The 23,544-nt window shown below is 73.6% G+C and carries 18 protein-coding genes and 4 pseudogenes; 4 read left to right on the top strand and 18 right to left on the bottom strand.

Going from position 1 to position 23,544, the window contains the following annotated elements:
• Positions 1–448 (bottom strand): annotated as a pseudogene (locus tag SSNG_RS25150) (siderophore-interacting protein); the annotation flags it as partial.
• A 72-nt stretch (positions 449–520) separates the two neighbouring features.
• On the opposite strand from SSNG_RS25150, the pseudogene SSNG_RS25145 reads away from it, so the two are divergent.
• Positions 521–2,594 (top strand): annotated as a pseudogene (locus SSNG_RS25145) (penicillin acylase family protein).
• Positions 2,591–3,205, top strand: coding sequence for a GNAT family N-acetyltransferase (locus SSNG_RS45360; protein WP_042801849.1), 615 nt, complete (start codon positions 2,591–2,593; stop codon positions 3,203–3,205). The pseudogene SSNG_RS25145 and the gene SSNG_RS45360 overlap by 4 nt, the downstream one beginning before the upstream one ends.
• Here SSNG_RS45360 and SSNG_RS25135 read toward each other — a convergent pair.
• The 13 genes and pseudogenes from SSNG_RS25135 to SSNG_RS25075 all read right to left on the bottom strand — a co-directional run bounded on the left by SSNG_RS25135 (position 3,183) and on the right by SSNG_RS25075 (position 17,712).
• A complete protein-coding gene (locus SSNG_RS25135) occupies positions 3,183–3,998 on the bottom strand; it encodes an alpha/beta fold hydrolase (RefSeq protein WP_007266724.1) in 816 nt (271 codons plus the stop codon). The genes SSNG_RS45360 and SSNG_RS25135 overlap by 23 nt on opposite strands.
• Positions 3,999–4,066: 68 nt before the next feature.
• Entirely contained in the window at positions 4,067–4,705 is a 639-nt protein-coding gene (locus SSNG_RS25130; protein ID WP_050779725.1) for an isochorismatase family protein, read from the bottom strand.
• 80 nt (positions 4,706–4,785) lie between these two features.
• Positions 4,786–5,778, bottom strand: coding sequence for a DJ-1/PfpI family protein (locus SSNG_RS25125; RefSeq protein WP_007266722.1), 993 nt, complete (start codon positions 5,776–5,778; stop codon positions 4,786–4,788).
• Between the two features lie 141 nt (positions 5,779–5,919).
• Positions 5,920–7,431, bottom strand: a complete 1,512-nt coding sequence (gene gatB, locus SSNG_RS25120) for an Asp-tRNA(Asn)/Glu-tRNA(Gln) amidotransferase subunit GatB (RefSeq protein WP_007266721.1) — start codon at positions 7,429–7,431, stop codon at positions 5,920–5,922.
• A gap of 16 nt (positions 7,432–7,447) precedes the next feature.
• Positions 7,448–7,693, bottom strand: coding sequence for a hypothetical protein (locus SSNG_RS25115; RefSeq protein WP_007266720.1), 246 nt, complete (start codon positions 7,691–7,693; stop codon positions 7,448–7,450).
• A pseudogene (gene gatA / locus SSNG_RS25110) lies at positions 7,690–9,132 on the bottom strand (Asp-tRNA(Asn)/Glu-tRNA(Gln) amidotransferase subunit GatA); the annotation flags it as partial. The pseudogene gatA and the gene SSNG_RS25115, both read right to left, overlap by 4 nt.
• A 62-nt stretch (positions 9,133–9,194) precedes the next feature.
• Positions 9,195–9,491 carry an Asp-tRNA(Asn)/Glu-tRNA(Gln) amidotransferase subunit GatC gene (gatC, locus tag SSNG_RS25105; RefSeq protein ID WP_007266718.1) on the bottom strand — a complete coding sequence of 99 codons (297 nt, stop codon included), beginning with the start codon at positions 9,489–9,491 and terminating at the stop codon, positions 9,195–9,197.
• Between the two features lie 230 nt (positions 9,492–9,721).
• Positions 9,722–11,757 (bottom strand): annotated as a pseudogene (locus tag SSNG_RS25100) (bifunctional diguanylate cyclase/phosphodiesterase).
• 542 nt (positions 11,758–12,299) lie between these two features.
• Positions 12,300–14,510, bottom strand: coding sequence for an NAD-dependent DNA ligase LigA (gene ligA, locus SSNG_RS25095; RefSeq protein WP_007266715.1), 2,211 nt, complete (start codon positions 14,508–14,510; stop codon positions 12,300–12,302).
• A gap of 31 nt (positions 14,511–14,541) precedes the next feature.
• Complete coding sequence (locus SSNG_RS25090; protein WP_007266714.1) at positions 14,542–15,525, bottom strand: methionine synthase; 984 nt, start codon at positions 15,523–15,525, stop codon at positions 14,542–14,544.
• Positions 15,522–16,211, bottom strand: a complete 690-nt coding sequence (locus tag SSNG_RS25085) for an SDR family oxidoreductase (protein ID WP_007266713.1) — start codon at positions 16,209–16,211, stop codon at positions 15,522–15,524. The genes SSNG_RS25090 and SSNG_RS25085 overlap by 4 nt, the downstream gene beginning before the upstream one ends.
• Positions 16,212–16,274: 63 nt before the next feature.
• Positions 16,275–16,619, bottom strand: coding sequence for a DUF1330 domain-containing protein (locus SSNG_RS25080; RefSeq protein WP_007266712.1), 345 nt, complete (start codon positions 16,617–16,619; stop codon positions 16,275–16,277).
• Between the two features lie 88 nt (positions 16,620–16,707).
• Positions 16,708–17,712: a helix-turn-helix domain-containing protein gene (locus tag SSNG_RS25075; protein ID WP_007266711.1), complete on the bottom strand. Its 1,005-nt coding sequence runs from the start codon at positions 17,710–17,712 to the stop codon at positions 16,708–16,710.
• A gap of 125 nt (positions 17,713–17,837) precedes the next feature.
• On the opposite strand from SSNG_RS25075, the gene SSNG_RS25070 reads away from it, so the two are divergent.
• Complete coding sequence (locus tag SSNG_RS25070; protein WP_007266710.1) at positions 17,838–18,761, top strand: NADP-dependent oxidoreductase; 924 nt, start codon at positions 17,838–17,840, stop codon at positions 18,759–18,761.
• Here SSNG_RS25070 and mnmA read toward each other — a convergent pair.
• On the bottom strand, positions 18,758–19,897 hold the full coding sequence (gene mnmA, locus SSNG_RS25065) for a tRNA 2-thiouridine(34) synthase MnmA (protein ID WP_007266709.1): 1,140 nt from the start codon (positions 19,895–19,897) through the stop codon (positions 18,758–18,760). The genes SSNG_RS25070 and mnmA overlap by 4 nt on opposite strands.
• 68 nt (positions 19,898–19,965) lie before the next feature.
• Between mnmA and SSNG_RS25060 the strand changes: the two genes are divergently transcribed.
• Positions 19,966–20,637: an N-acetylmuramoyl-L-alanine amidase gene (locus tag SSNG_RS25060; RefSeq protein WP_050779724.1), complete on the top strand. Its 672-nt coding sequence runs from the start codon at positions 19,966–19,968 to the stop codon at positions 20,635–20,637.
• Here the strand turns inward: SSNG_RS25060 and SSNG_RS25055 are convergent.
• The 3 genes from SSNG_RS25055 to SSNG_RS25045 form a co-directional block, all read right to left on the bottom strand.
• Positions 20,630–21,793: a cysteine desulfurase family protein gene (locus SSNG_RS25055; RefSeq protein ID WP_007266707.1), complete on the bottom strand. Its 1,164-nt coding sequence runs from the start codon at positions 21,791–21,793 to the stop codon at positions 20,630–20,632. The two genes, SSNG_RS25060 and SSNG_RS25055, sit on opposite strands and share 8 nt — an antisense overlap.
• Before the next feature lie 107 nt (positions 21,794–21,900).
• Complete coding sequence (locus SSNG_RS25050) at positions 21,901–22,752, bottom strand: thioesterase family protein (protein ID WP_007266706.1); 852 nt, start codon at positions 22,750–22,752, stop codon at positions 21,901–21,903.
• 57 nt (positions 22,753–22,809) lie between these two features.
• Complete coding sequence (locus SSNG_RS25045; protein WP_007266705.1) at positions 22,810–23,466, bottom strand: trimeric intracellular cation channel family protein; 657 nt, start codon at positions 23,464–23,466, stop codon at positions 22,810–22,812.
• Positions 23,467–23,544: the final 78 nt, after the last annotated feature.

Raw genomic sequence — 23,544 nt, 5'->3', positions numbered from 1 at the left:
GCGCGGGTAGGCGTCCAGCAGGGAGTTGACGGCCGGCAGGGAGGCCCGGGTCGCCGATCACCAGCAGCCGCTCCGGTTCGGGGTCCGGCGCCGTGAAGCCGGTGCCCTGGACGGTGGCCTCCAGGGTGTCCCCCGGCGCGGCCGTGCGCGCCCACCGGCTGGCCAGCCCGTCGTGCAGGGCGAACTCGAAGGCGAAGGTCCCGGCCGCCGGGTCGGGGTCGACCAGCGTGTAGGCCCGCTGGTGCGGACGGCTGCCGCCCTGGAACCAGACCCGGACCCACATGGTCGGGTGCAGGGAGGCTCCCGCGGCGGCCAGCAGCCCGCCGTCGCTGAAGCGGACCCGGCGGAAGTGCTCGGTGACCTCCTCCACCCCGGTCACCGTGAACGTGAAGTCCTTGCCGCGCAGCAGCTTGAGGACCACGCCCTCCCAGCCCTTGCCGACCGCCATGTCCGCCCCTCCCCCTGACACCCTTATAGTAAGGCCAGCCTAACCTAAGACGCCTGGGGAGACGTGAGCAGTGTGACTACAGAGCCCTACGAGGTCTACCGCGACAGCTGGGGCATCCCGCACCTGCGCGCATCCGACCCGACCCGCCTCTCCTACGCCCAGGGCCGGATCACCGCCCTCGACCGGGCCTGGCAGATCGAAGTGGAACGGCACCGCGCCCAGGGCTCCAGCGCCGCCTTCCTCGGCGCCGACTGCGTCCCCTGGGACCGCTTCGCCCGCCAGGCCCGCCTCGACGACACCGCCCGCCGCTGCCACGAGGCCCTCGACCCCGAGACCGCCGCCTGGCTGCGCGCCTACGTCGACGGCGTCAACTCCGGCCTCGCCGAAGGCGCCGCCCGCGACGAGCGCTTCGCCCGCACCGGCCACACCCCCACCCCCTGGGAGCCCTGGGTCCCGCTGTCGGTCTGGATCGCCACCCACATCCTCTTCGCCGGGTTCGCCACCAAGCTCTGGCGCGAGCGCGTCGCCCGCGTCCTCGGCGACGGCGCCGCCACCCTCTTCGCCACCGACGGCCCCGGCACCGCCGGCAGCAACGGCTGGCTGGTCCCGGGCGACCGGACCGCCACCGGCGCCGCGATCATCGCGGGCGACCCGCACCGCTTCATCGAAGACCCGGGCGTCTACCAGCAGATACGCCTGGCCTGCCCCGAGTACGACGTCCTCGGCCTGGCCGTCCCCGGCGTCCCCGGCCTCGCCCACTTCGGCCACACCGGCAGCGCCGCCTGGGCCATCACCAACGCCATGGCCGACTACCAGGACCTCTACGCCGAGCGGCTGCGGCCCGCCGGCGACGGCCTGGAGGCGCTCGGCCCCGACGGCACCTGGGAGCCCGTCGCCCGGCACACCGAGACCATCGCCGTGGCCGGCGCCGCCGACGTCGAGGTGGAGGTCCTGGAGACCCCGCGCGGCCCGCTCGTCGTCCACGGCGACGCCGACGGCCTCGTCCCCGAAGGCGCCGACGCCCTCGCCCTGCGCTACCCGCCGCGCGTCCGCCGCGACCTGGGCTTCGCCGCACTCCCCGCCCTGCTCCGCGCCCGCACCGTCGCCGACGTCGACCGCGCCCTCGACGGCTGGGCCGAGCCGGTCAACGTCGTCCACGCCGCCGACTCCGAGGGCGGCCTGCTGCACCGCGTCGCCGGAGCCGTCCCGCTGCGCGACGGCGCGAACCGGCTCCGGCCGGTGCCCGCCTGGGACCCCCGTCACGCCTGGCGGGGCTGGGCGGCCACCCCCGCCGAGCCGGTCCAGGGCTTCGCCGTCATGGCCAACGCCCGCGGGATCGCGTCCCCGCTCGGCGTGGAGTTTCGCGCCCCCGCACCGCGCCGACCGGATCCGGGAGCTGCTCAGCGGCTCGGCGGCCTGGTCCCCGAAGGCCATGGCCGACGTACACGCCGACACGTACCTGGCCTCCGCCGGACCGCTGCTCGCCCTGCTGCCCGCCCCCGACGGCCTCTCCCCCGCCGCCGCCCGGCTCCGGGAGCGGCTCCTCGCCTGGGACCGGCACATGGCGGCCGACAGCACCGACGCCGCCGCCTTCGCCGCCTTCCGCGGCGCGACCGTGCGCCGCCTCGCCGCCGACCCCGTCTTCGCCGGCCTGGCCCCGGCCCCCGCCGGCCCGGAGGTCTTCCACCCCTGGCTGTACCTCCTGCCCCGCGTCGGCTACGCCCTGGAGGGCCTGCTCACCACCGGCCTCCTCCCCGGCCTCGACCGCGCCGCGCACGTGCGCGCCGCCCTGGAGGAGGCGGCGGAGGCCGGCGCCCACGACACCCCCTGGTCCCGGCTCCACCTCCTCGCCCCCTGGTCGGCGCTACCCGACCCGGAGGCCGAGTGGCCGGGCCTGGGCGGCGACCACGACTGCGTCAACGCCACCTCCTCCGTACCCGGGTTCACCGACCGCGCCGCCCGCGCCTCCGCGGCCCGCTACGTCTGGGACCTGGCCCGCCGCGAGGACAGCCTCTGGGCGGTCCCGCTGGGCGCGGACGGCGTCACCGGCTCCCCCCACCACCGCGACCAGCTCCCCCTCTGGGCGCGCTGCGAACTCGTCCCCGTCGTCACCGACTGGGCCCGCCTCACCAAGGAATCCGCATGATCAACGGCTCCGCCGCCGCCCCCGCGTCCACCCGTACGCCCGTCCACACCCAGGACGTCGAGGGCTTCGGGACGGTCACCATCACCCCCGTCGACCCCGCCGCCGACTCCGCGCTGATCCACTCCTGGGTCACCGAGGAGCGGGCCCGCTTCTGGGGCATGGCGGAGGCGAGCCGCGAACTGGTCCAGGAGATCTACGAGGACGTCGACCGCCGCACCACCCACCACGCGTTCATGGTCCACCGCGACGGCGAGCCGGTCGCGCTCTTCCAGACGTACGAGTGCGCCGAGGACCGGGTCAGCGAGTGCTACGAGGTCCTCCCCGGGGACGTCGGCGTCCACCTGCTGATCGGCCCCGTCCAGGGCGGCGTCGAGCACGGTTTCACCGGCGCCCTGATGACGGCCTTCATCACCTACGTGTTCTCCGACCCCGCCACCCGCCGCGTCGTCGGCGAGCCGGACGCCCGCAACGCCAAGGCCATCGCCCTGCTGGAGCGGACCGGCTTCGTACTCGGCCCCGAGGTCGAGCTGCCGGAGATCGACCTGCCGGAGGTCTACCTCCCGGCGAAGCCGGCCCGCCTCGCCTTCCTCAGCGCGCCGGACGCCCGCTGAGGAACTCCGTGACCAGGGCGGCCCATTCCGCCGGGCGCTCGGCGAACGGGAGGTGCCCGGTGGGCAGTTCCGCGCGCCGGGCGTCCGGCAGGGCCTGCGCCAGCTCCTGCTGGGCGGCCCGCGGCACGAGCCGGTCCCGGGTCGTCTCGACGACCAGGACCGGTACGCCGATCCCCGCGAGTTCCGCGCGCAGGTCCGTGCCCTTGATCAGGGCGGCCTGGTCCCCGCTCCCGGGCGGCACCGTGGACGCGGTCCCCCGCACCGCGTCCTCCAGCTGCCCGGGGCTCAGCGCCTCCAGCTGCTCCTCGCTGAGCACGAGCGGTACGAGGAGCCGCGCGAGCAGCTCGTCCTCCCCGCGCCGGCCCAGCTCGGACCACACCTCCCCCACCAGCCCGAAGCCGTGCCCGGCCCGCGCGAAGCTCGCGGTGAGCACGAGCGCGGTGACCCGCTCGGGGTAGCGGGTGGCGACCCGGACGGCCACGCTCCCGCCGAGCGAGTAGCCCAGCACGGCGAACCGCTCCAGCCCCTCGGCGTCCGCGGCGGCCACCAGCTGGTCGGCCAGCCCGTCGAGGCTCAGCGGCTCCTCGGACTTCGGGGTGCCCCCGGCGCCGGGGTAGTCGACGCCGACGACGCTGTGCCGGGCGGCGAGCGCGTCCAGCAGCGGCCCGAAGTTGGCCTCCACCGACCCGCCGGCCCCGTGGGCCAGCAGCAGGCCGGGGCCGCCGCTCTCCGTGCGGACGGTGCGGGCGTAGTGGGCCCGGTGGGCAGCAGGCGTGGTCGTGGTCGCGGACATGTTGATCCCCCAGCTCTTTCCGTAGCGGTCGCTACAGAAAGAAACCTACCCGATTTAACTAGCGAGCGCTACAGAATGTCCTCCACCTCGGGCACCACCACGCCGAAGAGGTCCGTGATCGTGGTGAGGGCGGCGGCCTGGAGGGCCGCGGCGGGCAGGGCCGTGCCGTCCGGGGCGGCCAGGGAGCGGGTGGCGGTGGCCCCGGCGACCACGGTGGGCCGGTAGCCGCGGTAGAAGGCCCCCTCCGCGGTGAAGGTGACGCACATGTGCGTCATGAACCCGGCCAGCACCAGGTCCCTCCCGCTGCCCGCGGCGAAGCCCAGACCGGTGAGGACCTCCTCCAGCCCGGTCGCGTGGAAGGCGTTCGGGGCCTGCTTGACCACCACCGGCTCGCCCTCGGCCGGGGCGACCTCGTCACTGATGGCGCCGATCCGGGCGCGGATGTCGTACGGGCCGCCCTCGCCACCGTCGTTGATCACGTGCACCACCGGCGCGCCGGCGGCCCGGGCGCGCTCCAGCAGCCGGGCACCCGCCGCGAGCGCCTCCTCGGCGCCTTCTAGGGCCATCACGCCGGTGCGGTAGGTGTTCTGGAAGTCGATCATCACCAGGGCGGAGTCCGCCAGCCGGGCCGGACGCCCGTCCAGCCCGCTCACCTCGCGCAGGGTCGCGGAAGCCGTGCTCGCGTCGGTGTTCGTGTTCACGCTCATGAAAAACCCTCCAAAGGGGATGAATTACACGGAAGAAGGCATGGCGGAGCCGCCCCTGCTCCTCCAACGGGTGGGTGCGGTCAGCCGGCCTGCGTACGGAACCGGCGGCGGTAGGCCGCCGGGGTCGTGGCGAGCTGCCGGCGGAAGGCCCGGTGCAGGGTCTCCGCCGAGCCGAGACCGGCCGCGGCCGCGACCTGGTCGAGCGGGCTGTCCGTGGTCTCCAGCACGCGCCGGGCCGCCTCGATGCGGGCCGCTTCGACGTAGGCGGCGGGACTGGTGCCGGTCTCCTGGGTGAAGACGCGGGCGAAGTGCCGCTCGCTCAGGCACATCCGGGCCGCGAGGGCCGGTGCGGACAGGTCCGCGTCGAGGTGGTCGGCGATGTAGAGCCGCAGGTCGTCGATGTCCCGGCGGCCAGCGGCCGGCCGGCTGAGCGGCACCGAGAACTGGCTCTGGCCGCCCTGCCGCTTGAGGTACATCACCAGCTGCCGGGCCACCGCCAGCGCGGTCTGCTCCCCCAGGTCCTCGGCGACGAGGGCCAGCGCCAGGTCCAGGCAGGCGCTGATCCCCGCACCGGTCCACAGCCGGCCGTGGTCGGTGCGGACGAAGATCGGATCGGGGTCGACCACGACCTCCGGATGCTCGGCCGCCAGCTGGGCGGCGGTCGACCAGTGGGTGGTCGCCGTCCGCCCGTCCAGCAGCCCGGCCGCCGCCAGCAGGTGGGCCCCCACGCACACCGACGCCACCCGCCGTGCGTGCGGGGCGGTCTCCCGCACCCACGCCACGACGGCTTCGTCGATCCGGGCGACCGGTCCGGCCTCGGTCATGTCGACCGCGCCGGGCACCAGCAGGGTGTCCACCCGCCCGCCGACGTCACCGAAGGCGGTGTCGGCGAGCAGCCGCACCCCGGCCGAGGTCCGTACCGGTCCGGCCGCGGGCCCCGCGAGGGCGACCTCGTAGCCGGCCCGCCCGCCGGTCTCCCGGTTGGCCAGGGCGAAGACCTCGGCCGGGCCGGTGACGTCGAGGAGGTCGACATCGGGGAAGACCGCGATGACGACCCGGTGCGGAGTGGGCATGACCCCATCCTCACGTGGTCCCGGCATGGCGGCAATGACGATTCCCCGTCACATCCGGACACGGCACCGGCCGTGCCCGGACACGGCGAAGGCCCCGCACCGGCATCCGGTGCGGGGCCTTCGTCAGCGACTGCCGGGGGGTCAGCCCTCGACGCCGAGGCGCTCCAGGATGAGCTCCTTGACGCGGGCCGCGTCGGCCTGGCCGCGGGTGGTCTTCATGACCGCGCCGACCAGGGCGCCGACGGCGGCGACCTTGCCGCCGCGGATCTTGTCGGCGATGGCCGCGTTGCCCGCGATGGCCTCGTCCACGGCCGCGCCGAGCGCGCCCTCGTCCGAGACGACCTTCAGGCCGCGCTTGTCGACGACCTCGTCCGGGGTGCCCTCGCCGCCGAGGACGCCCTCGATGACCTGGCGCGCCAGCTTGTCGTTCAGGTCGCCGGCCGCGACCAGGGCCGCGATCCGGGCCACCTGGGCCGGGGTGATCGGCAGCTCGTCGACGACGACGCCCTGCTCGTTGGCGTTGCGGGCCAGCTCGCCCATCCACCACTTGCGGGCGGCGGTGGAGTCGGCGCCCTCCTCGATGGTGGCGACGATGGAGTCCACCGCGCCGGCGTTGAGGATCGACTGCATGTCGTGCTCGCTGACGCCCCACTCCTCGCGGAGGCGGTTGCGCCGCACGCGCGGCATCTCCGGCAGCCCGGCGCGCAGCTCCTCGACCCAGGCGCGGGCCGGGGCGACGGGGACCAGGTCCGGCTCGGGGAAGTAGCGGTAATCTTCGGCGTTGTCCTTGATGCGGCCGGCCGTGGTGGAGCCGTCCTCCTCGTGGAAGTGCCGGGTCTCCTGCACGATCGAGCCGCCCGACGAGAGCACCGCCGCGTGGCGCTGGATCTCGAAGCGGGCCGCGCGCTCGACGGAGCGCAGCGAGTTGACGTTCTTCGTCTCCGAGCGGGTGCCGAAGGGTGCCGCAGGGTTCGCTCGCAGCGACAGGTTCACGTCGCAGCGCATCTGGCCCTTGTCCATGCGGGCCTCGGAGACGCCGAGCGCCTTGATGACCTCGCGCAGCTCGGCCACGTACGCCTTGGCGACCTCGGGGGCCCGCTCGCCCGCGCCCTCGATGGGCTTGGTGACGATCTCGATGAGCGGGATGCCGGCGCGGTTGTAGTCCAGCAGGGAGTGGGACGCGCCGTGGATGCGGCCGGTGGCGCCGCCGACGTGCAGCGACTTGCCGGTGTCCTCCTCCATGTGGGCGCGCTCGATCTCCACGCGGAAGATCTCGCCGTCCTCCAGCTGGACGTCGAGGTAGCCGTTGAAGGCGATGGGCTCGTCGTACTGGGAGGTCTGGAAGTTCTTCGGCATGTCCGGATAGAAGTAGTTCTTCCGGGCGAAGCGGCACCATTCGGCGATCTCGCAGTTCAGCGCGAGGCCGATCTTGACGGCGGACTCGACGCCGATCGCGTTGACGACCGGGAGCGAGCCGGGCAGACCGAGGCAGGTCGGGCAGGTCTGCGAGTTGGGCTCGGCGCCCAGCTCGGTGGAACAGCCGCAGAACATCTTGGTCTTGGTGCCGAGCTCGACATGGACCTCAAGGCCCATGACGGGGTCGTACGACGCGAGGGCGTCCTCGTACGACAGCAGTTCGGTGAAGGTGGTCACGGTGAAACTTTCCCTCTCAGCCCAGCAGGACGTCGTCGTCGCCGAGGCGCTTCAGCTCGCGGTACAGGATCGCGAGGCCGGTGACGATGGCGGCGGCGGATACGACGGCGTCGACGAGCTTCAGCGTGTCCTGCTCGCTGCGGGCCTTGCGGGCCTGCTTGATCACGCTGATGGCACCGAAAGCGGTGGTGCCGATCGACAGGTAGGTGCCGGACTTGGACTTCTTGAAGCCCTTGGCCTTGGACAGTGCACTGGAACTCACAGCGACGGAGCCTCCTCAAGCAGCGGGTGGCCCCAGCGCTCGACGAAGGCGGCCTCGACGGCGGCACCGACCTTGTACAGCCGGTCGTCCTTCATCGCCGGGGCGATGATCTGCAGTCCGACCGGGAGACCGTCCTCCGGTGCCAGGCCGCAGGGCAGCGACATGGCGGAGTTGCCGGCCAGGTTGGTCGGGATGGTGCACAGGTCCGCGAGGTACATCGCCAGCGGGTCGTCGGTGCGCTCACCGATCGCGAAGGCGGTGGTCGGGGTCGTCGGGGAGACGATCACGTCGACCTGCTCGAAGGACTTCTCGAAGTCCTTGGTGATGAGCGTGCGGACCTTCTGGGCGGAGCCGTAGTACGCGTCGTAGTAGCCGGAGCTGAGCGCGTACGTGCCGAGGATGATGCGGCGCTTGACCTCGTCGCCGAAGCCGGCCTCACGGGTCAGGGCGGTGACTTCCTCGGCGGACTTGGTGCCGTCGTCGCCGACGCGCAGGCCGTAGCGCATGGCGTCGAAGCGGGCCAGGTTGGAAGAGGCCTCGGACGGTGCGATCAGGTAGTACGCGGCCATGGCGAGGTCGAAGGACGGGCAGTCCAGCTCGACGATCTCGGCGCCGAGCTCCTTGAGGAGCTCCACCGACTCGTTGAAGCGCTGGACGACGCCGGCCTGGTAGCCCTCGCCGGCGAACTGCTTGACCACACCGACGCGCATGCCGGCGACGGAGCCGTTGCGGGCAGCCTCGACGACCGGCGGGACCGGGGCGTCGATGGAGGTGGAGTCGAGCGGGTCGTGGCCGGCGATGACCTCGTGCAGGAGGGCCGCGTCCAGGACCGTACGGGCGCAGGGGCCGCCCTGGTCGAGGGAGGAGGAGAAGGCCACCATGCCGTAGCGGGAGACGCCGCCGTAGGTGGGCTTCACGCCGACGGTGCCGGTGACGGCGGCGGGCTGGCGGATGGAGCCGCCGGTGTCCGTGCCGATGGCGAGCGGGGCCTGGAAGGCGGCGAGCGCGGCCGCGGAACCGCCGCCGGAGCCGCCGGGGATCCGGGTGAGGTCCCAGGGGTTGCCGGTGGGGCCGTAGGCGCTGTTCTCGGTGGAGGACCCCATGGCGAACTCGTCCATGTTGGTCTTGCCGATGATGACGACGCCGGCTTCCTTCAGCTTGCGCGTCAGGGTGGCGTCGTACGGCGGGATCCAGCCTTCGAGGATCTTCGAACCGACGGTGGTCGGGACCCCGACGGTGGTGAAGATGTCCTTGAGGGCGAGCGGGACGCCGGCCAGCGGACCGAGCTTCTCGCCGGCCGCGCGCTTGGCATCGACGGCCGCGGCCTGGGCGAGCGCGCCCTCGCGGTCGACGTACAGGAAGGCGTTGACCTTCTCGTCCGTCGCCTCGATGCGCGCGAGGTGGGCCTCGGTGACCTCGACGGCCGTGAGCTCGCCGGAGGCGATCTTCTCGGCGGTCTGGGCGGCCGTGAGCTTGATGATGTTGGTGTCAGCCATGGTGATTAGTCCTCCCCCAGGATCTGCGGCACCTTGAAACGCTGCTGCTCCTGGGCGGGAGCGCCGGAAAGCGCCTGCTCGGGGGTGAGCGAGGGACGGACCTCGTCCGCGCGCATGACGTTGGTCAGCGGCAGCGGGTGGGAGGTCGGCGGGACGTCTTGGTCGGCGACCTCGGAGACGCGGGCGACCGCGCCGATGATGTCGTCGAGCTGTCCGGCGAAGTGGTCGAGCTCTTCGCTCTTCAGTTCCAGACGTGCCAGCCGAGCGAGGTGGGCGACCTCCTCGCGCGTGATGCCAGGCATGCAGCGATCCTCTGGGGGTGAGTGTGTAGGTTTCGGCCCCAATCCTATGGGGCCCGCCCCTGGACCTGCTAAACGGTTTGCCGACGGCCTGCGGCACGCTGCGGGCCGACCGCTGCGCGGGGCGGTTCCCTACCCGCCCTTCGCCCGTTCCCAGGGGCGGAGCCCCGGGGAACGGGCGAAGGGCGGGTAGGGGACCTCGCCCGCGCAGCGGCGACCCCGCCGGGGGCCCGCTACGGGGCCGGGGTCTCCGCGGCGGCGGCGAGTTCCGCCGTGATGTCGGCCGGGCGGCGCCAAGCCGCGCTCGCCGCGGGCCAGCAGCCAGGCGGTGGCCTCCTGCGGCGGCATGGCGGCGAAAAACCAGCCAGCCCTGGACGGCGTCGCAGCCCAGGTCCCGCAGCCGCTCCCAGGTCTCGTCGTCCTCGACGCCCTCGGCGACCACGAGCAGACCCAGGGAGTGGGCCAGGTCGACCGTGCAGCGGACGATCTCCGCGTCCTGGGCGTCCACCGCGAGGCGGGCGACGAACGACCGGTCGATCTTCAGCTCGCTCACCGGCAGCCGGCGCAGGTGCACCAGGGAGGAGTAGCCCGTGCCGAAGTCGTCCAGGGACATCTTCACCCCGTGGCCCGTGAGGCCCGCCATGGTGTCGGCGGCCCGCTGCGGGTCCTCCAGCAGGACGTGTTCCGTTATCTCCAGCTGGAGGCCGCTGGCCGGGACCCCGTGCCGGGCCAGCCGCGCGGCGACGGCTCCCGCGAAGCCGGGGGTGTGGACGTCGCGCGGCGAGACGTTGACGGCGACGGGGACCTTCAGGCCCTGCGCCCGCCAGCGGGCGACCTGGGCGAGGGCCGTCTCCAGGACGTACTCCGTCAGGTGCGGCATCAGCCCGGAGGTCTCGGCGATCGCGATGAACTCGTCGGGCGGGACCCGCCCGCGCTCGGGGTGCACCCAGCGGACCAGCGCCTCCAGGCCGGCCACCTGGCCGTCGAAGCGGACCTTCGGCTGGTAGTGGAGTTCCACCTCGCCGGCGTCGAGGGCCCGGCGCAGGTCGCCGAGGAGGCCGAGCCGGTCGGGGGTGTTGCTGTCGCGCTTGGACTCGTAGACCTCGACGCCCGTGCGGTCCCGCTTGGCCTGGTACATGGCCACGTCCGCGCGGCGCAGCAGCCCTTCCGCGTCCAGCGCGTGGTCGGGGAAGACGGCGAGGCCGGCGCTGGCCTCCAGGACCAGGGTGAGGCCGTCGAGGTCCAGCGGGGAGCTGAGCTCGGCGACCAGGTTGCGGGCGACGCGCTGGGCGCTGGTGGTGGAGTCTGTGGTGGGCAGGAGCACGGCGAACTCGTCGCCGCCGAGCCGGGCGGCCTCGGCGTCGGCCGGCAGCGCCTGGCGCAGCCGCTCGGCGATCTGGAGCAGCAGCCGGTCGCCCGCGAGGTGGCCGAGGGTGTCGTTGACGGCGCGGAAGCGGTCCAGGTCGATCAGTACGAGGGCCGACCGGGTGCCCTGGCGTTCGGCCTCGTCCAGGGCGGACCAGGCCCGCTCCAGCAGCCACTGCCGGTTCGGCAGCCCGGTCAGCGGGTCGCGCAGCTGTTCCTCGGCGCGGGCCCGGGCGATCCACAGGGTGGAGTCGAGGGCGATGAGGGGTACGGCGAACAGCGGCAGCAGGACCGGCTGGGTGCTGGCGACCACGCAGATCAGCGGGGCGATGCCGAGCAGGGCCGCGGCGACCAGGGCCTGGCGCAGGATGGTCGCGCGGGCCACGGTGGGCAGCCCGCCGCCGCGCGGGGTGAGCGCGAACCACAGCAGGATCCGGGTGACCAGCAGGTAGGAGAGGGCGACGAGGACCACCTCGGGGGCGGCCGCGAGGTCCCAGCCCATGGGCAGCCACGGGCTCTCGACGCTCGGCGCGTCGCCGAAGGCCGCGAGGACGAGGGCCCCCGTGCCGATGCCGAGGATGTCGACGGAGCCGTGCAGCAGGCCCTGGCGCCAGCGCTGCCGGCGCGCGGCCCCGACGAGGGAGACCACGGCCAGGGAGACGAGTCCGGCGGGGATCCAGCCGTAGAGGATCAGGACGCCGAGGGTGAGTGCCGCGCCGGATCCGGTGCCGCCCCACCAGCGGTCGCGGCCCAGGGCGACGAGGTGGCCGACGATGATGCCGGTGAGCAGGGCCAGCCCCCATCCCACGGAACCGCCGGGGAAGAGCGCCTGACGGTTGGTCAGTGCGGAGGCGATGCCGGCGGCGAGCACCACCGCGGCGAGGCCGACGAGGGCGAGGGGCAGCACGGTGCGCCGCCGCTCGTGTCCCGGTGCACCCGCTCCGGTGTCGGGGGCGCGGGTCTCCGGTGTCCTGGCACCCAGGACACCGAGCCGGCCCGCCCGCCCGGGCGGGACCTCCCCGCCGAATTCAGGTGACGGGTCGGCGCTTTCGGTGGGTTTCATGCCCGTCCCTCTCACAGCCGGCGATGCCGATGCCACGCGATGGCCCCGATGTCATGCCATCACGGCTGAAAGCGCATCAGGCAGCCGCGCACGACAGGCGCACCCCACAACAGTAGGACGCGAGAGGCTCCCAGGGGCAGCGGTCGGCGGTGGTTGCCCGAATGCGGCCCAGCCATCCTCATCAGTACGGTATCCGCCGAACGGGTGAGTTTGGACCAGGACCCCCCCGTCACCCGTCCGATGATCCGACAGCTCACGGCCCCCCGACCAGCCGTCCACCGGCCGTTTACCACCGGGAACCGCGCCGGGCGTGCGCCCGCCCGTACGGCCGGGCGCCATGCATCCGTTCGCCTCCGCCGCCCCCTGGACGACCCCCGTGCGGGTTACTGCCCGCCCTCGGCTCCGGCGCCGCCCTCCAGCGGGAGCGCGGCCTCGCGCGCGGCGTCGGCCCCCTGTTCGAGGAGCACCTCGAAGCCGGCGTCGTCGAGGATCGCGAGGCCCAGCTGTACGGCCTTGTCGTACTTCGAGCCGGGGTTGTCGCCGACGACCACGAAGGAGGTCTTCTTCGACACCGAGCCGGTGACCTTGGCCCCGCGGCTCTGCAGGGCCTCCTTGGCCCCGTCGCGGGTGTGGTTCTGGAGGGTGCCGGTGACGACGACGGTCAGGCCCTCCAGCGGGCGCGGCCCCTCCTCCTCGGCGGAACCTTCCTCCTCCATCCGCACGCCGGCCGCCCGCCACTTGCGCAGGATCTCCTGGTGCCAGTCGACGGCGAACCACTCCTTGAGGGAGGCGGCGATGATCGCCCCGACGCCCTCGGTGGCCGTCAGCTCCTCCTCGGTGGCCTGCTCGATGCGGTCGATCGAGCGGAACTCGCGGGCGAGCGCCTCGGCGGCGACGGGGCCCACGTGCCGGATCGACAGGCCGTTGATGATCCGGGCGAGCGGGCGCTGCTTGGCGGCCGCGATGTTCTCCAGCATGGCCAGGGCGTTCTTCTTCGGCTCGCCCTTCTGGTTGGCGAAGACCGTGACGATCTTCTCCTCGCCGGTCTTCGGGTCCCGCTTGGGCAGTCCGCTGTCCGGGTCCCGGACGTACGCCTTGATGGGCAGCAGCTGCTCGATGGTGAGGTCGAAGAGGTCGCCCTCGTCCAGCAGCGGCGGCTGCGCCGGCTCCAGCGGGCCGGTCAGGGCGGCGGCCGCGACGATGCCGAAGTTCTCGATGTCCAGGCTCTGCCGGCCGGCGAGGTAGTAGATCCGCTCCCGCAGCTGTGCGGGGCAGGTCTGCCCGTTGGGGCACCGGACGTCGATGTCGCCCTCCTTCATCGGGCGCAGCTCCGTCCCGCACTCGGGGCACAGGGCCGGCATGACGAACTCGCGCTCGGTGCCGTCCCGCAGGTCCACGACGGGGCCGAGGATCTCGGGGATGACGTCGCCGGCCTTGCGCAGCACGACGGTGTCCCCGATGAGGACGCCCTTGGCCTTGACGACCTCCTGGTTGTGCAGGGTCGCGAACTCGACCTCGGAGCCCGCCACCGTCACCGGCTCCACCTGGGCGTACGGGGTGACGCGCCCGGTGCGCCCGACGCCGACCTTGATGTCGACGAGCTTGGTGTTGACCTCTTCGGGGGCGTACTTCCAGGCGATGGCCCAGCGGGGGGCGCGGGCGGTGGAGCCGAGGCGGCCCTGGAGGGCGATCTCGTCGAGCTTGACGACGACGCCGTCGATCTCGTGCTCCACGGAGTGCCGGTTCTCGCCGAAGAGGGCGATGAACTCGCGGACCTCGGCCAGGGAGGAGACGACCTTGTTGTGCCGGGCGGTGGGCAGGCCCCACTCGCGCAGCAGCTCGTACGCCTGCGACTGGCGCTCGATCTCGAAGCCCTCGCGGGCGCCGATGCCGTGCACCACCATGTGCAGCGGGCGGGTCGCGGTGACCTTGGGGTCCTTCTGGCGCAGCGAACCGGCCGCCGCGTTGCGCGGGTTGGCGAAGGGTTTGCCCGAGGCCTCGACGAGCCGGGCGTTGAGCTCCTCGAACTTCTCCATCGGGAAGTACACCTCGCCGCGGATCTCGACGAGGGCCGGGATCCGGTCGCCCTTGAGGCGGTCCGGGATCTCGGCGATGGTGCGGACGTTGGGCGTGATGTCCTCGCCGGTGCGGCCGTCGCCGCGGGTGGCGGCGCGGGTGAGGCGGCCGTTCTCGTAGGTGAGGTTGACGGCGAGGCCGTCCACCTTGAGCTCGCACAGGTAGTGGTAGTCCGGGGTGTTCACGTCCCGGGCCACCCGGTCGGCCCAGGCGGACAGCTCCTCGTCGTCGAAGGCGTTGTCGAGGGAGAGCATCCGCTCGCGGTGCTCCACGGAGGCGAAGTCCGTCTCGTACGCCCCGGCCACCTTCTGGGTGGGCGAGTCGGGCGTGCGCAGCTCGGGGTACTGCTCCTCCAGGGCCTCCAGGGAGCGCAGCAGCTGGTCGAACTCGGCGTCGCTGACGACCGGCTGGTCGTTCACGTAGTACCGAAAGCGGTGCTCCTCGACCTGCTCGGCGAGCAGCTGGTGCTGCTCGCGCGCCGCCGTCGGTACTGCCGTGTCCTGCTGTTCGGCTGCCATGCCGTGTCCTCCCGTGGCCCGTGCTCGACCGTCACTCAGGGTTGTCGGCGAGCGACCTCGCCGCCCTGACGCAATGGGCCTGCGCCGCGCGGGCGTACGCGGGCGAGGCGCCCGCCAGACCGCACGACGGGGTGACCACGACGGACTCGGCGAGAGTCCCCGGGGCCAGTCCCAGCCTGCGCCAGAGCTTCCTGACACCCATGACGCTACCGCCCGGGTCTGACAACGGGGCATCGGTGCCCGGCACCACTCCGGTGAAGAGTTTCAGCCCGCCTTCGACGGCCTCGCCGATGGCGTCGTCCTCGCGCTCGGTGAGCAGTGAGAAATCGAACGAGACGCCCGTGGCGCCGGCCCGGTGCAGCAGCGCGAAGGGGACCTCGGGCGCGCAGGAGTGCACGACGACCTCCCCGTCGTGGACGGCGAAGAGGTCGCGCAGGGTGCTCTCGACCACCTGGCGGTCGACGGCGCGGTAGGTGCGGTAGCCGCTGGCGGAGCGCACCCGGCCGCGCAGGACGGCGGTGAGCGAGGGCTCGTCGTACTGGAGCACGATCTCGGCGCCGGGGATGCGCTTGCGCACGTCGGCGAGGTGGTCGCGCAGGCCCTCGGCGAGGGACGCGGCCAGGTCGCGGCAGGCTCCGGGGTCCTGGAGGACGGCCTCGCCGCCGTGCAGTTCGAGGGCGGTGGCCAGGGTCCACGGGCCGACGGCCTGGACCTTGAGCTTGCCGGTGTGGCCCTGGGTGAACTCCTCCAGGGCGTCGAGGTCCTCGCCGAGCCAGGAGCGGGCGCGGCGGGTGTCGCGGCCGGGCCGGTCGCTGACCCGCCAGCCGCTGGGCTCGACGTGCGCGTACATGTCGACGAGCAGCCCCAGGGAGCGGCCGATCATGTCCGCGCCGGGTCCGCGGGCGGGCAGCTCGGGCAGGTACGGGAACTCCTCGAAGGAGCCCGTCGCGGTCTTGGCGGCCTCGCGGGCGTCGCCGCCGGGCAGCGACCCGACGCCGGTGGCGCTCGCGGTCATCGGCCGGGCCTGACGGACAGGTCGTTGACCTCGGCGTCGCGCGGCAGGTCGACGGCCATGACGATGGTCGTCGCCACGGACTCGGGGTCGATCCAGCGCTCGGGGTCGTACTCCTTGCCCTCCTGGGAGTGCACCTTGGCCTGCATGGGGCTGGCGGTGCGACCGGGGTAGACGGAGGTGACGCGGATGCCGTTGGCCTTCTCCTCGGCGCGCAGGGAGTCCGCCAGGGCCTTGAGGCCGTGCTTGGAGGCGGCGTACGCGCTCCAGTCGGCGTGGGCGGTGAGGCCGGCGCCGGAGTTCACGAAGACGACGGTGGCCTTGGAGGCGCGCAGGGTGGGCAGCAGCAGCCGGGTGACCTCGGCGGGGGCGATCAGGTTGACGTTGAGCTGCTGGTGCCAGGTCTTGGGGCGGAGCTCCCCGACCGGTCCGAGGTCGACGATCCCGGCGATGTGCAGGAGGGAGTCGATGCGCTCGGGGATCTGCTGCTTGGAGAAGGCCCAGGAGAGCCGGTCGGGGTCGTTCAGGTCGCCCACGAGGACCCGGGCGCCGGCGTAGCGCTCCATGAGCTGCCGGGCGCGGGCGGCGTCGCGGGCGAGCAGGACGAGGTCGTCGCCGCGGGCGTGGAGGCGGGCGGCGACGGCGGCGCCGATGCCGGATCCGGCACCGGTGATCACGTGAGTAGGCATACCGCCATGCTCGCATCCGCCCGGGCCCCGCCGCCGCCTCGGTCCACGCCCCGCGCCGGGGGGTCAGAGCCCGGCGGCCTCGCGGAGGGCGCCCGCGCGGGCGGTGGCGTCGTAGTCGGCGGGTACGCCCTCGACCAGGAAGGCGGTGCCGGGGATGTGGTCGGTGCGCAGCGGGAGGATGGCCCGGTAGGCGTCGGAGGCGTACCAGGCGCGGGCCCGCTCGATGTCGGGGAAGCCGATGACGACGACGGTGCCGGGGAAGGGGCCTTCGAGGACCTCGACCTCCTTGCCGTGGACGAGGAAGCGGCCGTCGAAGGGGTCCATGGTCGCCTGGATCTCCTCGATGTAGCGCAGGACGTCCTCGTTGACCGTCGGCCGGTGCAGGTGGGCGATGGCGTACGCGGTCATGTGGGCCTCCCCTGTCGGTGCGCCGGGCGGTCCCGGCCGTTGCTCCGATGCTGTCAGCGGGGGTCCGCGGTGGCGATTACCCGGGAGGTCATGCCCGGGCGGCGGGCTGGAAGGTGCGGCGGTAGGCGATCGGGGAGACGCCGATGGAGGCCCGCATGTGCTGGCGCAGGGAGTTGGCGGTGCCGAAGCCGGAGCGGTGCGCGACCAGGTCGACGGGGAGGTCGCTGGACTCCAGCAGGTGGCGGGCGATCTCCAGGCGCTGGGCGGTGAGCCACTGGACGGGGGTCATGCCGACCTCGTCGCGGAAGCGCCGGGTGAAGGTGCGCAGGCTCATCCGGGCGTGCTCGGCGAGTTCGGCGAGGGAGATCGGCTCGCCGAGGCGTTCCAGGGCCCAGGCGCGGGTGGCGGTGGTGGTGGCGACGGTGGGCTCGGGCACCGGCCGGTCGATGAACTGGGCCTGCCCGCCGTCGCGCCAGGGCGGTACGACGCACATGCGGGCGGCCCGGTTGGTGACGGCGGCGCCGTGGTCGCGGCGGATGAGGTGGAGGCACAGGTCGACGCCGGCGGAGACCCCGGCGGAGGTCAGGACGTCGCCGTCGTCGACGAAGAGGACCTCCTCGTCGACCCGGACCCGGGGGTAGGCCCGGCGGAACTCGGGGGCGAGGTTCCAGTGGGTGGTGGCGGGCCGGCCGTCGAGGAGTCCGGCGGCGGCGAGCACGTACGAGCCGGAGCAGATGGAGACCAGCCGGGTGCCGGGCCGGATGCCGGCGATGGCGGCGGCCACCGCGGGCGGCAGCGGGCCGCCGAGCGCCAGCTCGGGCATGGCGTGGGTGGGCGGGACGATGACCGTGTCGGCGGCGGCGAGTGCCTCCGGGCCGGCGGCGGGCTGGAGCGAGAAGCCGGAGTCGCTGGGGACGGGCGCGCCGTCGGCGGTGCAGACGACGACCTCGTACAGCGGCTCGCCGGCCTCGTCCACGGCCTGGCCGAAGACGCGCGGGGGGATGCCCAGCTCGAAGGGCGGGAAGCCGGGCAGGGCGAGCACCGCGATCAGGTGCCTGCCGTAGGGGCCGCTTCCTTCGGGGTACGTGCTCATGGCCAGATCCTGTCACATGGTGGCCAGACGGCCAATACCACGGAGGTGCGCGGTGCCCGAATCTGAGTGATGTCGCCGGGCAGGACCCGGAAAAGTACGGAATCAGTCGGAAAGAGGCAGTAGAGATGCGTGCGATCGTCGTGAACGAGTGGGGCGGCCCCGAGACCCTGGTCGAGCGGGAGATCGAGCGGCCCGAGCCGGGGCTGAACGAGATCCTGGTGCGGGTCCACGCGGCCGGCGTGAACCCCGTCGACTGGAAGACCCGGGCCAGCGGCGGCCTGATCGCCTGGGGCGAGGTCCCGATCGTGGGCTGGGACGTCTCCGGCACCGTCGAGGCCGTCGGCCCGGGCGTCACCCTCTACGCCCCCGGTGACGAGGTGTACGGCATGCCGGGCTTCCCGCGCCAGGCGGGCGGCTACGCGGAGTACGTGGTGGGCGCGGCCCGGCACTTCGCCCGCAAGCCCGCCTCCCTGGACCACGTGCAGGCGGCCGCGCTGCCGCTGGCGGCCCTGACCGCCTGGCAGGCGCTGGTGGACACTGCCGCGGTCACCCCCGGCCAGCGGGTGCTGGTCCACGCGGCGGCCGGCGGCGTCGGCCACCTCGCGGTGCAGATCGCCAAGGCGCGCGGCGCCTACGTCATCGGCACGGCGAGCGAGGCGAAGCACGGGCTGCTGCGCGAGCTGGGCGCCGACGAGCTGATCGACTACCGTTCGGCCGACTTCACCGAGGCGGTGTCGGACGTGGACGTGGTGATCGACTCCCTCGGCGGGGAGAACGGCGCGCGCTCGCTGAAGGTCCTCAAGCCGGGCGGGCACCTGGTGACCCTGCCCTCCCCCGACGACGTGCCGGCGGACGCGGACGGCGTCCACACCGGCTGGACGCTGGTCGAGCCCGACTTCCGGGGCCTGGTGGAGATCGCGGCCCTTGTCGAGGAGGGCAGGCTGCGCCCGGTCATCGACACGGTCCTGCCGCTGGAGCAGGCCGCGCAGGCCCACGGGCTCGGCGAGCTCGGCCGCACCACCGGCAAGATCGTCCTGACGGTCGCCTAGGCCGTGGCGGCGGCCTCCGCGCGGGTGGTCGTCGCGATGGTGGCGGAGCCGACCACGCGGGTGTCGTCGTAGAGGACGATCGCCTGGCCGGGGGCCACGCCGCGGACCGGCTCGGTGAAGGTGACGCGCAGCTCGCCGTCCACGACCTCGGCGAAGACCTCGGTCTCGCCGCCGTGGGCGCGCAGCTGCGCGGTGTAGGTGCCCGGGGCGGCGGGGGTGGAGCCGCACCAGCGGGGGCGGATCGCGGTGAGGGCGGTCACGTCGAGGGCCTCGACGGGGCCGACGGTGACGGTGTTGTTCACCGGGGAGATGTCGAGGACGTAGCGGGGCTTGCCGTCGGGGGCCGGGTGGCCGATGCGCAGGCCCTTGCGCTGGCCGATGGTGAAGCCGTAGGCGCCGTCGTGGGTGCCGACCTTCTCGCCGGTGGCGCCGTCGACGATGTCACCCTCAGCCTTGCCGAGGCGCTTGGCGAGGAAGCCCTGGGTGTCGCCGTCGGCGATGAAGCAGATGTCGTGGCTGTCGGGCTTCTTCGCGACGGCCAGGCCCCGGCGCTCGGCCTCGGCGCGGATCTCGTCCTTGGTGGTGATCGTGTCGCCGAGCGGGAAGAGGGCGTGGGCCAGCTGCTTCTCGTCGAGGACGCCGAGGACGTAGGACTGGTCCTTGGCCATGTCGGAGGCGCGGTGCAGCTCGCGGGAGCCGTCGGCGTTCTCGACGATGGTGGCGTAGTGGCCGGTGCAGACGGCGTCGAAGCCGAGGGCGAGGGCCTTGTCGAGCAGCGCCGCGAACTTGATCTTCTCGTTGCAGCGGAGGCAGGGGTTCGGGGTGCGACCGGCCTCGTACTCGGCGATGAAGTCCTCGACGACGTCCTCGCGGAAGCGCTCGGCCAGGTCCCAGCAGTAGAAGGGGATGCCGATGACGTCGGCCGCGCGGCGGGCGTCGCGGGAGTCCTCGATGGTGCAGCAGCCGCGGGCGCCGGTCCGGAAGGACTGCGGGTTCGCGGAGAGCGCCAGATGGACCCCGGTGACGTCGTGCCCGGCTTCGACGGCGCGGGCGGCGGCGACGGCGGAGTCCACACCGCCGGACATGGCGGCCAGGACGCGGAGGGGGCGGGCGGTGCGCGGCAGGTTCTCAGTCATAGCACCGTCCAGGGTACGGGGAACCGGGCGGGGTCACGGCGCGTTGTCGGCTGTGGGGGGTGGATCACATGGCCGAGCAGGTGGAGAAGGGGCCCAAGGGGCCGCGCCGGACCCGGCGGGCGGTGCTGCTGGGCGGGCTGGGGGTGCTCGCGGCGGCGGGGTTCGCTGCCCGGGACGAGATCGGCCGGGCCTGGTGGCTGCTGCCGGGGGTGTCCAAGCCGCGCAAGGAGGGTGAGCTGGACTACGCGGCCGCGAGCTGGACGGCGGCCTCGCCGGCGAACTGGCGGCTCGCGGACCGGCCCGACGACTACCGGGTGGACCGGATCGTCGTCCATGTCACACAGGGCGGCTTCGAGTCCTCGGTCGACGCCTTCAAGAACCCGTTCCACAAGGCGTCGGCGCACTACATCGTGCGCCAGGACGGCCATGTGGAGCAGATGGTGCGCGAACTGGACGTGGCGTTCCACGCGGCGAACCGGGACATGAACGAGCGCAGCATCGGCATCGAGCACGTGGGCTTCGTCGACCGCCCCCGGGACTTCACCGACGCCCTGTACGCGGCCTCGGCGAGACTGGCCGCCGACGTCTGCCGGAGGTACGGCATACCGGCGGACCGGAAGCACATCCTGGGCCACGACGAGGTGCCGGGCGCCGACCACACGGACCCCGGCCCGCACTGGGACTGGGACCGCTACATCCGCATGGTCCGCCAGGAGCTCGGGGCGGCGGCCGCTAGCTGAGGCCGGCGCTGCGGGCGCGCTCCACGGCGGGGCCGATCGCGGCGGCGACGGCGGCGACGTCCTCCTTGGTGGAGGTGTGCCCCAGGGAGAACCGCAGGGTGCCGCGGGCCAGCCGCGGGTCCGTACCGGCCGCGAGCAGGACGTGGCTGGGCTGGGCGACCCCCGCGGTGCAGGCGGAGCCGGTGGAGCACTCGATGCCCTGCGCGTCCAGCAGCAGCAGGAGCGAGTCGCCCTCGCAGCCGGGGAAGCTGAAGTGGGCGTTGGCCGGCAGCCGGTCCACCGGGTCGCCGCCGAGGACGGCGTCGGGGACGGCGGCCAGCACGGCCGCGATCAGCTCGTCACGCAGGGCGCCGACCTCGGCGGCGAACCGCTCGCGCCGCTCGGCGGCGAGTACGGCCGCCACCGCGAAGGCGGCGATGGCGGGCACGTCGAGGGTGCCGGAGCGGACGTGCCGCTCCTGGCCGCCGCCGTGCAGGACCGGGACGGGGCTCTGGTCGCGGCCGAGCAGCAGCGCGCCGATGCCGTAGGGGCCGCCGACCTTGTGGCCGCTGACGGTCATGGCGGCGAGGCCGCTGTCGCCGAAGCGGACGTCGAGCTGGCCGAAGGCCTGGACGGCGTCGGAGTGCAGGGGTACGGCGAACTCCCGCGCGACAGCGGCCAGTTCCCCGACCGGCATGACGGTGCCGATCTCGTTGTTGGCCCACATCACGGTGGCGAGGGCGACGTCGTCGGGGTTGCGCTCCAGAGCCGCCCGGAAGTCCCCGGGGTGCACGCGGCCGTAGCGGTCGACGGGGAGGTACTCGACCTCGGCCCCCTCGTGCTCGGCGAGCCAGTGCACGGCGTCGAGGACGGCGTGGTGCTCGACGGGGCTGGCGAGGACCCGCCTGCGGGCCGGGTCGGCGTCGCGGCGGGTCCAGTAGAGGCCCTTGACGGCGAGGTTGTCGGCCTCGGTGCCGCCGGCGGTGAAGACCACCTCGCTCGGGCGCGCGCCGAGCGCCTCGGCGAGGGACTCGCGGGCCTCCTCGACGGTACGGCGGGCCCGGCGGCCGGCGGCGTGCAGGGAGGACGCGTTACCGGTGGCGGCGAACTGCGCGGTCATCGCCGCAGCGGCTTCCGGGAGCATCGGCGTGGTCGCGGCGTGGTCGAGGTAGGCCATGATTTTTTGATTCTACGAGTCCCCCGCCCCGCCGGGTCCCGTCCGGGTGGGGTTGGTCCGACCACCGGGCCGCCCCCTCCGCGGCCCGGTGCGGCGTCTGCGGCCCCCTAGCGCGGGGCGCGGGCCAGCTGGCGGGACTGGGCGACCAGGCGGTCTGCGGAGTCCCAGACCTCGGCGTCCTCCTCCAGGAAGCCCCCGGCGAGGTTGCGGGTGACGATGCCCACGCGCAGCGGGCCCGGAGCGGGGCGGCAGCGGACGTGGGTGGTGAGTTCGACGGTCGGGGCCCAGCCGAGCAGGCCGAGGTCGAAGGCGGTCGGCGGCAGCGCGTCCACCGCGAGCAGCAGCGACAGCGGGTCGGCGTCGCGGCCGTCGGCCAGCTCGAACCACGCCCGCATCTCGCCCTTGCCGGAGGGGGCGCCGACCGCCCAGCCCGCGGTCGCCGGGTCCAGGCGGAGCCGGAGCCGGTCGACGATCGCGTTGCTGCCGGGGATCGGGGCCGGGCCGGCCTCGGCGCCGAGGCAGTCCTCGTACGCCGGGATGGCCGGCGGGCGCGCCACCGTGTGCACGGCGTCCGGGAGCGCGGCCAGGTCCCCGTACGAGGCGAGGACGCGGATGCGCTCGACCTCGGCGCCGTTCTCGTCGTACTGGAACAGCGACGCCTGGCCCGTGGAGAGGGTGCGGCCGACGCGTACCACCTCGGTGCGGATCACGGCGGGGCCGGGCACGGAGGAGGTCAGGTAGTGGGCGGACACGGTGAAGGGGTCCGGGTGCGGCAGGGCCGACGCGAGGGCCCGGCCGACCAGGGCCAGCAGATAGCCGCCGTTGACGGCGGTGATGATCGTCCAGCCGGCGGACAGCTCCGCGTCGTACACCCCGGGCTCGCCCGCGCGGGCGGTGACGGTGGTGTCGCGGTCGAATTCGCTGTCGCCGATGGAGGCCTGGGCCGCTGCGTAAGACATGCCGACGACGGTACACCGGCAAGCTACTAAGCGGTAGCTTTTCCTTGCGGGGTGGGACTACACCTCTTCGGCCACCGAGGAACGGCGGTTCCAGGCCAGCGGGGCCCGCCAGTGGTAGCGCATCGCGAGCAGGCGCAGCACGAAGGTGGTGACGATGGCGATGCCGGTGGTCACGGGGTTGAGGACCTCGAAGCCGATGAACACGGCCACCATCGCGGCGCCGACGACGGCCGGTACGGCGTACATCTCCCGGTCGCGCAGCAGCGAGGGCACCTCGTTGGCGAGCACGTCGCGCAGCACGCCGCCCCCGACGGCCGTGGCCAGGCCCAGCGCGGCGGAGGCGGTCAGGCCGAGGCCGTACTCGTAGGCCTTGGTGGTGCCGGTGACGCAGAACAGCCCGAGGCCTGCGGCGTCGAAGACGTTGATGGCGCGGTTGATGCGCTGGACCTCGGGGTGGAGGAAGAAGACGAGCGCGGCGGCGATCAGGGGGGTGACGAAGAAGCTGAGTTCGCTGAAGGCCGCGGGCGGGACGGCGCCGATGCAGAGGTCCCGCAGGAGGCCGCCGCCGAGGGCGGTGACGAGGGCGAGGACGCAGATGCCGAAGACGTCGAAGTTCTTGCGGACCGCGAGGAGGGCGCCGGCGGTCGCGAAGACGAAGATGCCCGCGAGGTCCAGGGCGTGCTGGATGCCGGGCGGGAAGAGATCGTGGAGCACCCCGCCATTGTCGCCCGGCGGCGGCGCGCTGCCGCGCAGGGGCGGGATGCCGGGCCTGGGCCGGGGCCGGGCCGCTGC

It is taken from the genome of Streptomyces sp. C (genome assembly GCF_000158895.1).
GTDB lineage: Bacteria > Actinomycetota > Actinomycetes > Streptomycetales > Streptomycetaceae > Streptomyces > Streptomyces racemochromogenes.
This window is presented reverse-complemented; position numbering and strand designations above follow the sequence as displayed.

Coding starts and splice junctions, on each gene's coding strand:
- SSNG_RS45360 (WP_042801849.1), top strand. CDS start 2,591: ATGATCAACGGCTCCGCCGCCGCCCCCGCGTCCACCCGTACGCCCGTC.
- SSNG_RS25135 (WP_007266724.1), bottom strand. CDS start 3,998: ATGTCCGCGACCACGACCACGCCTGCTGCCCACCGGGCCCACTACGCC.
- SSNG_RS25130 (WP_050779725.1), bottom strand. CDS start 4,705: ATGAGCGTGAACACGAACACCGACGCGAGCACGGCTTCCGCGACCCTG.
- SSNG_RS25125 (WP_007266722.1), bottom strand. CDS start 5,778: ATGCCCACTCCGCACCGGGTCGTCATCGCGGTCTTCCCCGATGTCGAC.
- gatC (WP_007266718.1), bottom strand. CDS start 9,491: ATGCCTGGCATCACGCGCGAGGAGGTCGCCCACCTCGCTCGGCTGGCA.
- ligA (WP_007266715.1), bottom strand. CDS start 14,510: ATGGCAGCCGAACAGCAGGACACGGCAGTACCGACGGCGGCGCGCGAG.
- SSNG_RS25090 (WP_007266714.1), bottom strand. CDS start 15,525: ATGACCGCGAGCGCCACCGGCGTCGGGTCGCTGCCCGGCGGCGACGCC.
- SSNG_RS25085 (WP_007266713.1), bottom strand. CDS start 16,211: ATGCCTACTCACGTGATCACCGGTGCCGGATCCGGCATCGGCGCCGCC.
- SSNG_RS25080 (WP_007266712.1), bottom strand. CDS start 16,619: ATGACCGCGTACGCCATCGCCCACCTGCACCGGCCGACGGTCAACGAG.
- SSNG_RS25075 (WP_007266711.1), bottom strand. CDS start 17,712: ATGAGCACGTACCCCGAAGGAAGCGGCCCCTACGGCAGGCACCTGATC.
- SSNG_RS25070 (WP_007266710.1), top strand. CDS start 17,838: ATGCGTGCGATCGTCGTGAACGAGTGGGGCGGCCCCGAGACCCTGGTC.
- mnmA (WP_007266709.1), bottom strand. CDS start 19,897: ATGACTGAGAACCTGCCGCGCACCGCCCGCCCCCTCCGCGTCCTGGCC.
- SSNG_RS25060 (WP_050779724.1), top strand. CDS start 19,966: ATGGCCGAGCAGGTGGAGAAGGGGCCCAAGGGGCCGCGCCGGACCCGG.
- SSNG_RS25055 (WP_007266707.1), bottom strand. CDS start 21,793: ATGGCCTACCTCGACCACGCCGCGACCACGCCGATGCTCCCGGAAGCC.
- SSNG_RS25050 (WP_007266706.1), bottom strand. CDS start 22,752: ATGTCTTACGCAGCGGCCCAGGCCTCCATCGGCGACAGCGAATTCGAC.